The organism is Amycolatopsis orientalis DSM 43388 (genome assembly GCF_000411975.1).
GTDB lineage: Bacteria > Actinomycetota > Actinomycetes > Mycobacteriales > Pseudonocardiaceae > Amycolatopsis > Amycolatopsis orientalis_D.
Map to the genome: position 1 here is coordinate 1 of NZ_ASXG01000184.1, position 9,562 is coordinate 9,562.

A 9,562-nucleotide genomic window follows, 5' to 3' on the forward strand; every position below is an offset into this window, starting at 1 on the left:
CGCGGAGTTGGAAGAGGCGGGTCCGGAGGTGGTGCTCGCATGATCGGCACTGTCACGCCGAACCCGGGGTTCGGTCGCATCGTCGGGCGCCGCCGGTTCGGGATGGACGCTGGTGCGGTCGCGGAGTTGGAAGAGGCTGGTCGGGAAGGGGTGCTCGCATGATCGTCACCGTCACCCCCAACCCGAGTCTGGACCGCACCGCTCAGCTCGCCGAACTTCGGCGCGGCGAGGTGCTGCGGGCTTCCCGGGTCCGCCTTGATCCCGGGGGCAAGGGCGTCAACGTTTCCCGTGCGCTGGCCGCCGCTGGGTCGCCGACCGTCGCGTTGCTTCCGGCCGGGGGGCCGGTCGGCGAGCGGCTGGCCGATCTGCTCGCGCCGGAGGGCGTGCCCGTCGTCGCGGTGCCGATCGCCGGGACCACGCGCAGCAACATCACCCTGGTCGAGGCCGACGGCACGACTACCAAGATCAACGAGCCCGGTCCGGAAATCTCGCCGGCGGAGCTGGCCGTTCTGCGGCAGCGCACCGTCGAGCTCGCCGCGCGCGCCGAATGGGTCGTCTGCTGCGGAAGCGTGCCGGCCGGGGTGCCCGACGATTTCTACGCCCAGCTCGGCGAACTCGCCCGCGACGCCGGGGCTAAGGTCGCCGTCGACTCCTCCGGCGCCCCGTTGGCCGCCGCGCTCGCCGCTGGTCCCGATCTGATCAAGCCGAACCTCGACGAGCTGGCCGAGCTGGCCGGGCGATCGCTGCCCCAGCTCGGCGACGTGGTCGAGGTGTGCCGCGGCCTGGTCGCGTCCGGCGTCGGCGCGGTGCTGGTCAGCCTCGGCGCGCGCGGCGCCGTGCTGGTCGACGGGACCGAGACCTGGCACGCGCTCGGCCCGCTGGTCGCCGTGCGCAGCACCGTCGGCGCCGGAGACGCCGCACTCGCCGGATTCCTCCACGCGGGAGGAACCGGCCCCCAAGCCCTGCGCGCCGCGGTCGCCTACGGCACCGCCGCGGTCGCACAGGAGGGCAGCCGCATGCCCGCCCCGCAGGACGTGCACCCGGACCAGGTGCGCCTCCTCGCCGCCGATCCCACCCTCACCCTCAGCGGAGCCGCAGCATGACCACCTCAGACCTGATCACCGCCGACCTGGTCGACCTCGAGCTCGCCGCCGCGGACAAGAACGCCGCGGTCCGCGCGCTCGCCGGACGGCTCGTGTCCGCCGGGCGGGTGACCGACCTCGAGCTGTTCCTCAAGGACGTCGCCGCCCGCGAGGAGCAGATGGCCACCGGGCTGGAGGGCGGGATCGGCATCCCGCACTGCCGTTCGGCCGCCGTCACCGCGCCGACGCTCGCCTTCGGCCGCAGCGCCGAAGGCATCGACTTCGGCGCACCGGACGGCCCGGCGAAGCTGATCTTCCTCATCGCCGCACCGGACGGCGCGGACTCCGCGCACCTGAAGGTGCTCGCCGCGCTGGCCCGCCGGCTCGTCCGCGCGGAGTTCAAGCAGACCCTGCTGGACGCGACCGATCCCGCGACGGTCGCGACCTACATCGGCGAGGAGGTGTCCTGACATGAAGTTCGTCGCCATCACCGCGTGCCCCACCGGCATCGCGCACACCTACATGGCCGCTGAATCGCTGGAGCAGACCGCGAAGGCCAACGGCGACACGATCGTCGTCGAGACGCAGGGCTCCGCCGGTTCCGAACCGTTGTCCGCGGCGGACATCGCGGACGCCGACGCGGTCATCTTCGCCGCCGACCTCGCCGTGCGGGGCCGGGAACGGTTCGCCGGCAAGCCGATCGTCGAAGCGCCGGTGAAGGCCGCGATCAACGACGCGGCCGGGCTGTTCGAGCGGGCGAAAGCGGCTGCCGCGGAACCGCCCGCCGCCGAGCCCGCCGCCACCGCTGCCGCGGCGGAACCGGAGCTGACCACCAAGGTCGGCGAGCACGACCGCCTCGGCTCCCGGGTCCGGCAGTGGCTGATGACCGGCGTCAGCTACCTCATCCCGTTCGTCGCCGCGGGCGGTCTGCTGATCGCGGTGAGCTTCGCGCTCGGCGGGTACAAGATCGCCGACGCGCCCAGCGTCACCGAGCACTTCGACGCCGGCTCGCTCGCCGGCTGGGCCGCGCTGATGTACCAGATCGGCAGTGCCGCGTTCAAGTTCCTGGTGCCGGTGCTGGCCGGGTTCATCGCGTTCGCGATGGCCGACCGGCCCGCGATCGCGCCCGGTTTCGTCGGCGGGGCGATCTCGGTCGCCGTCGGCGCCGGGTTCCTCGGCGGCCTGGTGGCCGGGTTGTTCGCCGGCGGCGTGGTGCTGGCGCTCAAGAAAATCCCGGTGCCGAAGGCGATGCGCGGCATCATGCCGGTGGTCGTCTACCCGCTGCTCGGGACCGTGGTGGTCGGCGTGCTGATGTACGTGGTGGTCGGCAAGCCGATCGCGATCGCCACGACCGGCCTCACCCACTGGCTGAACAGCCTGAGCGGCACCAGCGCGGTGCTGCTGGGCGCGCTGCTCGGCTTGATGATGGCGTTCGACATGGGCGGTCCGGTCAACAAGGCCGCGTACGCGTTCGCCGTCGGCGGGCTGACCACCGGCAGCGCGGGTTCGCTGCAGATCATGGCCGCGGTGATGGCGGCCGGAATGGTGCCGCCGCTCGCCCTCGCGCTCGCCTCGACCGTGCGGAAGAAGCTGTTCACCGCCGCGGAGCGCGAGAACGGCCGGGCCGCCTGGCTGCTCGGCGCCTCGTTCATCACCGAGGGCGCGATCCCGTTCGCCGCCGCGGATCCGTTCCGGGTGATCCCGTCGATCATGGCCGGCTCGGCCGTCACCGGAGCGCTGTCGATGGCTTTCGGCGCGACGCTGCGCGCGCCGCACGGCGGGATCTTCGTGGTGCCGCTGATCGGCAATCCGCTGCTGTTCCTGGTCGCACTCGTCGCCGGGACGCTGGTCGCCGCCGCTTCGGTGGTCCTGCTGAAGCAGCTGCGGTTCCGTTCCTCGGACTCGGCCGCCGCCGTGTCCGCCCATCCGGTCAATGCCTGAGGAGGCCGTCGTGTACCAACGCCGCATCGTCGTCGCCAGCAGGGTCGGGCTGCACGCCCGTCCGGCCGGGCTGGTCGCGCAGACCGCCGCCGCGCAGCCCGCGAAGGTCCGCATCGCCAAGGTTTCCGGCGGCGCGGCCGGCGACCCGGTCGACGCCGGCAGCGTGCTCAGCCTGATGACCCTCGGCGCCGCACACGGCGACGAGGTCGAGCTCAGCGCGGACGGCGCCAACGCCCAGGAATCGGTCGACGTGCTGGTCGACCTGATCGCCAAGGACCTCGACGCCTGAACCGCCGCGAAACGGTGCGGCCGGGACCCTCCCGGCCGCACCGTTTTCACGCGTAGAGCGAAGCGATGTCCGGCTGGTAGCGCTCGTTGATCACGCGGCGCTTGAGCTTGAGCGTCGGGGTCAGCTCGCCGGTTTCGGGCGTCCAGGCGGTGGTGAGCACGTGGTAGCGCTTGATCTGCTCCGCCCGAGCCAGCCTGCTGTTGGCTGATTCGACGGCCCGGGCGATCTCCGCTTGGACCGCTTCGTGCCGGGCCAGTGTTTCGACGTCGGACTCCTCGATGCCGTTCGCCTTCGCCCAGCCGGGGGCGATCTCGTCGTCCAGCACGATCAGCGCGGTCACGTACGGCCGTGCGTCGCCGATCGCGACCGCCTGCCCGATCAGCGGGTGCTCCTTCAGCAGGCCCTCGATCCGGGTCGGCGCGATGTTCTTGCCGCTCGAGGTGATGATCAGTTCCTTCTTGCGGTCGGTGATCGTGACGTAGCCGCCGTCGTCGATCGTGCCGATGTCGCCGGTGGCGAACCAGCCCTCGGCGTCGGTCGCCGGTTCGATCGTGCCGTCCGCCTGCAGATAGCCGAGGAACACGATCGGACCGCGGACGAGCAGTTCGCCGTCCTCGCCGGTCTTCACCTCGACGCCGTCGATCGGCCTTCCTACCGTGCCCGCGCGGAACGCTTCGGCGCTGTTCGCGGTCGCCGCGCCGGTGGTCTCGGACAGGCCCCAGACCTCGCGGATCTCGACGCCCAGCCCGGCGAGGAAGTACAGCACCTCCACCGGCAGCGCGGCCGCGCCGCTGGACGCGATGTGCAACTGGTCGAGCCCGAGCATCCCGCGCACCGGCGCGAGCACGGTCTCGTCGGTCTTCGCGATCCGCTCGGCGAGATCGGCCGGGACCTCCTTGCCCGCGCTGCGGAGTTTGTAGCCCTCTTGCAGGAGTTCGTTGGCCGAGATGAGCGCTTCGCGCCGGTCCTCGGGTACGCCGGCGAGCATGTTCTTCAGGCCCGCCACCATCTTTTCCCACACCCGCGGCACGCCGAAGAAGCTCTGCGGGTGCACCTGGCCGAGCGCCGCGACCACGCCGGACGGATCGCCGACGGTGTGCACGTGGCCCGCCGCGATGATCGGCAGGTAGATCGACAGTTCGCGTTCGGCGATGTGCGCCAGCGGCAGGTACGCGATGTTCGTCGCGTGCATCGGCGCCTTGTGCAGCGTGTGCACGGCGATGCCCTCGTGGATCGCGTTGCGGTGGGAGAGCACGACGCCCTTGGGGTCGCCGGTGGTGCCGGACGTGTAGATCATCGCGAGCGGGTCGTCCGGGCGGATCGCCTGCCACGCCCGGTCGAACGCCTCGGGGTCGGCGGCGAGTGCTTCGCGGCCGGCCTCGCGCACCGCGGAGTAGGCGACGAAGCGGTCGTCGCCTTCGGGGATCGCGGATTCGTCGATCACCACCACCCGGCGCAGCGCGGGCAGGTCGTCGAGCACCGGCAGCCAGCGAGACAGCTCGTCGGCCCCGGCGAGGACGACGACCGGGGCCGCGCTGTGCCGGGCGACGTAGCGGATCTGCTCCGGGCTGAGCGTCGCGTACGCCGTGCACGGGATGGCTGCCAGGTGCACCGCGGCGAGGTCGGCGACGAGGTGGTCCGGCGAACTCGGGGCCATGATCAGCATCCGGTCGCCCGCGGCGAGACCGAGCCCGGCGAGCCCTCGCGACAATTCGGCGATCGCGGTCCGGAATTCGCTCCAGGTGAGCGTCGGACGGCCGGCTAGATCGAGCGAGGTGACCGCGGGCAGGTCGCCGTACTCTTCGGCGTTGCGCCGCAGCAGCAGCGGAATCGTCTTGCCCTCGGTCTGTTCGGCGATCGACTGGGTCAACGCTGACCTCCTCCGGTGGTGCCTGGTGAGGTCACTGTAGGTCGTCGGCGCGGGGTCCGATAGAGAATCCCGGCCAGCATCGGTGCTCGATAAGACCCCCCGGGTCCTGTTATGAAGGGGGCCGACCAGTACCGAGGAGCGTCGATGACCCAATCCGCCGTGCGCGGCGACAGTCTTGCCGACGAGGCGGCTGCGCTCGATGCCGCCGACCCGCTCGCCGCGAAGCGCGCGGAGTTCGATCTTGACCCGGAAGTCGCGTACTTCGACGGGAATTCCCTTGGCGCGCCGCCGAAACACGTCGCCGAGCGGTTGGCCGACGTGGTCCGGCAGCAGTGGGGGCGGCGGCTGATCCGGTCGTGGCCCGAGCGCTGGTGGGACGCCCCGCAGCGGGTCGGGGAGCGGATCGCGCCGCTGGTCGGGGCCGCTGCCGGGCAGGTGGTGGTGGCCGACTCGACGAGCGTCGACCTGTTCAAGGTGCTCGTCGCGGCGGTGCGGGCGAACCCCGGGCGCGACGAGGTGCTGGTCGACGCGGGAACCTTCCCGACCGACGGCTACGTGGCCGACCAGGCGGCTCGGCTCACCGGGCACACCGTGCGGCGCGTGCCGGTGGCGGATCTGCCCGGCGCGGTGAGCGAGCGGACCGCGGCGGTGCTCGTGAACCACGTCGATTACGTCAGCGGGCGGCTGCACGACATGCCGTCGGTCACCGAGGCCGTGCACGCGGCCGGCGCCCTCGCGGTGTGGGATCTCTGCCACAGCGTCGGTGCGATCCCGGTTCAGCTGGACGCGTGCGGCGTCGACTACGCGGTGGGGTGTACGTACAAATTCCTCAACGGCGGGCCGGGTTCGCCCGCGTTCGTCTATGTGGCGCAGCGGCATCAGGCGGAATTCGACCAGCCGCTCGCCGGCTGGGCCGGGCACGCGGATCCGTTCGGCATGGAGCCGGGATACCGCGGCAGCTCGGGGATCGCGCGCGCCCGCGCCGGCACGCCGGACATCCTGTCGATGCTGGCGCTCGACGCCGCGCTGGACGTGTGGGACGGCGTCGACCTTTCCGTGCTGCGGGCGAAAGGCTTGGCGCTGGGCGATTTCTTTTTCCGGTGCGCGGACGAACTGCTGCCCGGGGCCGACATTCCGACGCCGCGCGAACCTGTCCGCGGGCACCAGGTTTCGGTGCGCGACGCGGGCGGGCAGCAGACGATGAACGCGCTGCACGAACGCGGGGTGCTCGGGGATTTCCGGCCGCCGGACGTGCTGCGCTTCGGGCTCGCCCCGCTGTACACGACTTACGCCGAGGTGCTGCGGGCGGTGCGCGTGCTGCGCGAGGTGCGCTGAAAAGAATTGGCGCGATGTGCGCGCGGATTCGCCGGAACCCGGCCGGATTCACCGGCCGTGGGTGAACAATCGGTGTCCGGCTCGCCCCTTTGGGTGATCGACGGGCGCGCCGGCCGCTGCCCGGCGGGTATGCTCGACGCCTGTTTTTTCGCGGGCCGGAGCTGATCGGGGAGCGGCCTCGCCGCGCGAATCCGGGGCGGAAGGGGCCGGAATGACCGAGAACCGCGGTCGGGAAGTGCCGCTCTCGTATGTCGTGACCCTGCTCGTCGGCGTGGTCCTCGGCGTGCTGCTCGCGCGTTTCGGCGGTCTGGTCGCCCGCTATCCGGTCGAATCGACGCTGGTGGCGGTGCTGGTCGCGTCCGTGGCGGTGCTGGCCTGGGCGTGCCGCGAGATGCTGCACGACCTCGTCCGCCGCGGCCGCCCGGCCGACACGGAGGAAACCGAATCGGCTCCCGGGCCGCGGCTTTCCGCGCACCGGCCGCCGAATGGAGTCCGGCGCTGAATTCCGGAAATTGGTCTCGGTTTTCCGTTCGATTCCGTTGCCGATGCTGAATTGCGCATAAGGTTCCGGTGAGTTTTTCGCGTGCGCTCTCGTGAGCGGCCGCACCCCCCGGCGCCCAGTGGGCAGCGGCGGGGCCGGTGCGACCAAGATCACGTCCGGTGGTGATCAGTTTTCCAAGCACCACAGTGGGTTACTAGCTGGTAACAAGAGGGTGACGGCGACCCGGGTCCGGACTTGACTCGCCGGTGAAGGTTGCTTACCGTCGTCGCGGGCAACGCAGACCACGGTGAACTGTGATCCGGCTGGTCGGACCGGTGCAAGGGGAAACACCGCGGACCCGAAACCATGGCAGGGCCGGAAGGAAAACGGATCACGGTGAAGCAGAATTCCGCGCGAAACGGCCGCGGGTCGTCTATTCGCTCTCGCGTGCTCGCGATCGCGTTGATTCCGAGCGCGGCGTTGCTGCTGGTCGGTATCGCGCTCGCCGGCTACCTGATTTTCGACGCCGCGCAGGCGCGCGGGTACGCGCAGAAGATTCGCGGTTCGGAAGGCCCGGGCATTCCGTTCCTGCTCGCCGCGGAACAAGAGCGGCAGCTGTCGATGAGCGTGCTGGCCGGACAGGACGCCGCGCGCGCCGCGCTGCTGGCCGCCCGGCCGAAGACGGACGCGTCCGCCGCGCAGATCACCTCGGTGCTGCAGGACAGCTTCGCGACCGACTCGAATGTGCCGGCGAGCGTCAAGCAGAACATCGCCACCTTCGCCGCGCTGGAAGCGAAACTGCCGCAGCTGCGCCAGCAGGTCGACTCCGGCCAGGTGCCGCGGCTCGAGGTGTTTTCCTTCTACAACCAGATCATCGACCAGTTCACCCAGGGCGTGGCCGGGCTCGCGCAGGCCGCGCGCGGTGCGGACAACGCTTATGCCCGGCTGTCCGCGATCCCGATTTTCAACGCCGCCGAGGAAATGCAGCGCAGCGACGCACTGGCGTCGGCCGGGCTCGCCGCGGGCGGCCTGTCCGGTGACGAGCAGCGCGCGTACCTCGGCGAGATCGGCGCGTACCACGCGCAGCTCGAACAGTCGGTGCCGCAGATGGTGCCCGAGGTGCGGGCGAACTACGACAAGCTCGTCTCGAGTCCCGCGTGGACGACCGTGACGCAGGTCGAGAACGCCTTGCTGTCCGGCGCGAAACAGCTTCCGGTGCCGCTCGAACAGTGGCGGGCCGACGCCAAACAGGTCGCCACCACGCTGATGACGATGTTCGCCGCGCAGAGCGCGCACGCGACCAACGCGGCGATCGCGGACGCGGACGACACGCTGCGGGACTCGATCATCGCGGGCGCGGCGGCGGTGCTCTTCGCGCTCGCCGTGGTGCTGGTCGCGCTGCGGCTGTCGAACCGGTTCATCGCCCGGCTCGCCCGGCTGCGCGAGGACACCCTCGACGCGGCCGAGGTGCGGCTGCCGGAGCTCATGGGCCGGCTGCGGGACGGCGAACCGGTGGACCTCGACGCGGGCGGGCACCTGCTCGACCACGGCACGGACGAGATCGGCGAGGTGGCCGAGGCGTTCAACCTCGCGCAGCAGTCCGCGATCGCCGCCGCGGTCGAAGAGGCGAAGACGCGGCAGGGCACGAAGGCGGTGTTCCTCAACATCGCGCACCGCAGCCAGGTGATCGTGCACCGGCAGCTCAAGGTGCTGGACGCCGCCGAGCGCAAGCAGGAGGACCCGGACCAGCTCGACACGCTGTTCCGCCTCGACCACCTCTCCACCCGGGCCCGGCGCAACGCGGAGAACCTGATCATTCTCGGCGGCGGCCAGCCCGGACGGCAGTGGCGCAATCCGGTGTCGCTGGTGGAACTCGTCCGCGGCGCGGCGGCGGAGACCGAGCACTTCGCCCGGGTGAAGACGGCGCAGCTGCCGGAGGTCGCCGTGCGCGGGCCGGTCGTCGGCGACCTCGTGCACCTGCTCGCCGAGCTGATCGACAACGCGACGTCGTTCTCGCCGCCGGAATCGCGCGTCGAACTGCGCGGCAACGTGGTCGGCAAGGGCGTCGTGATCGAGGTCGAGGACCAGGGGCTCGGCATCGAGCCGGAGCAGGCCGACGAGTTCAACGCGATGCTCGCCGACCCGCCGGACTTCGGGATCATGGCGCTGTCCGACGAACCGCGGCTGGGTCTGTTCGTGGTCGCGCGGCTGGCGGCGCGGCACGGGATTTCGGTGCACCTGCGCGAATCCGCGTATGGCGGGACCCGGGCGATCGTGTTGGTGCGCAAGGATTTGCTCGCGCCGATCAGCGAGACCGAGCCTTCTTCGGGAGCGGACGCCGCGTCGGAGCCGGATGTGCCGGAGCTTTCCCGGCTCGCGGTGGAGCCTTCCCGAGCGGAGCCGCAACGGCCGGAATCGCCGCCGCGGAAGCCGGCTCCGGACCTGCCGCAGCCGTCGCGGGCCGCGGCGGAACCGCCAAGGCCGGAGTTGCCGACGCGCCGCACGCCGCGGCCAGCGGCCGAGGCGGCTCGCCCGCCGCGTCCGCCGCAGAACCGCGAGCAGCG

Annotated in this window: 8 protein-coding genes; 7 read left to right on the forward strand and 1 reads right to left on the reverse strand. The window is 71.4% G+C overall.

The window, feature by feature from the left end; genetic code table 11:
* Positions 1 to 158: 158 nt before the first annotated feature.
* The 4 genes from pfkB to L942_RS38265 are packed head-to-tail and all read left to right on the forward strand — an operon-like array spanning position 159 to position 3,312.
* Entirely contained in the window at positions 159 to 1,103 is a 945-nt protein-coding gene (pfkB, locus tag L942_RS38250) for a 1-phosphofructokinase (RefSeq protein WP_037369767.1), read from the forward strand.
* Entirely contained in the window at positions 1,100 to 1,552 is a 453-nt protein-coding gene (locus L942_RS38255; RefSeq protein ID WP_037369769.1) for a PTS sugar transporter subunit IIA, read from the forward strand. The genes pfkB and L942_RS38255 overlap by 4 nt, the downstream gene beginning before the upstream one ends.
* A 1-nt stretch (position 1,553) precedes the next feature.
* On the forward strand, positions 1,554 to 3,023 hold the full coding sequence (locus L942_RS38260) for a PTS fructose transporter subunit IIC (RefSeq protein ID WP_037369771.1): 1,470 nt from the start codon (positions 1,554 to 1,556) through the stop codon (positions 3,021 to 3,023).
* Positions 3,024 to 3,033: 10 nt separating this feature from the next.
* Positions 3,034 to 3,312, forward strand: coding sequence for an HPr family phosphocarrier protein (locus tag L942_RS38265; RefSeq protein WP_106965193.1), 279 nt, complete (start codon positions 3,034 to 3,036; stop codon positions 3,310 to 3,312).
* A 46-nt stretch (positions 3,313 to 3,358) separates the two neighbouring features.
* On the opposite strand, the gene L942_RS38270 is transcribed toward L942_RS38265, so the two are convergent.
* Entirely contained in the window at positions 3,359 to 5,182 is a 1,824-nt protein-coding gene (locus tag L942_RS38270; RefSeq protein WP_037369775.1) for an AMP-dependent synthetase/ligase, read from the reverse strand.
* A gap of 144 nt (positions 5,183 to 5,326) precedes the next feature.
* On the opposite strand from L942_RS38270, the gene kynU reads away from it, so the two are divergent.
* The 3 genes from kynU to L942_RS38285 all read left to right on the forward strand — a co-directional run.
* On the forward strand, positions 5,327 to 6,517 hold the full coding sequence (kynU, locus tag L942_RS38275) for a kynureninase (RefSeq protein WP_037369777.1): 1,191 nt from the start codon (positions 5,327 to 5,329) through the stop codon (positions 6,515 to 6,517).
* Between the two features lie 211 nt (positions 6,518 to 6,728).
* Complete coding sequence (locus L942_RS38280) at positions 6,729 to 7,019, forward strand: hypothetical protein (RefSeq protein ID WP_037369781.1); 291 nt, start codon at positions 6,729 to 6,731, stop codon at positions 7,017 to 7,019.
* 375 nt (positions 7,020 to 7,394) lie between these two features.
* Positions 7,395 to 9,562: sensor histidine kinase (locus tag L942_RS38285; RefSeq protein WP_051166532.1), on the forward strand; the 2,168-nt coding region annotated here is incomplete at its 3' end.

Excerpts from the sequence above, each read along its gene's own strand:
- pfkB (WP_037369767.1), top strand. The coding sequence starts at position 159 with ATGATCGTCACCGTCACCCCCAACCCGAGTCTGGACCGCACCGCTCAG.
- L942_RS38255 (WP_037369769.1), top strand. The coding sequence starts at position 1,100 with ATGACCACCTCAGACCTGATCACCGCCGACCTGGTCGACCTCGAGCTC.
- L942_RS38260 (WP_037369771.1), top strand. The coding sequence starts at position 1,554 with ATGAAGTTCGTCGCCATCACCGCGTGCCCCACCGGCATCGCGCACACC.
- kynU (WP_037369777.1), top strand. The coding sequence starts at position 5,327 with ATGACCCAATCCGCCGTGCGCGGCGACAGTCTTGCCGACGAGGCGGCT.
- L942_RS38280 (WP_037369781.1), top strand. The coding sequence starts at position 6,729 with ATGACCGAGAACCGCGGTCGGGAAGTGCCGCTCTCGTATGTCGTGACC.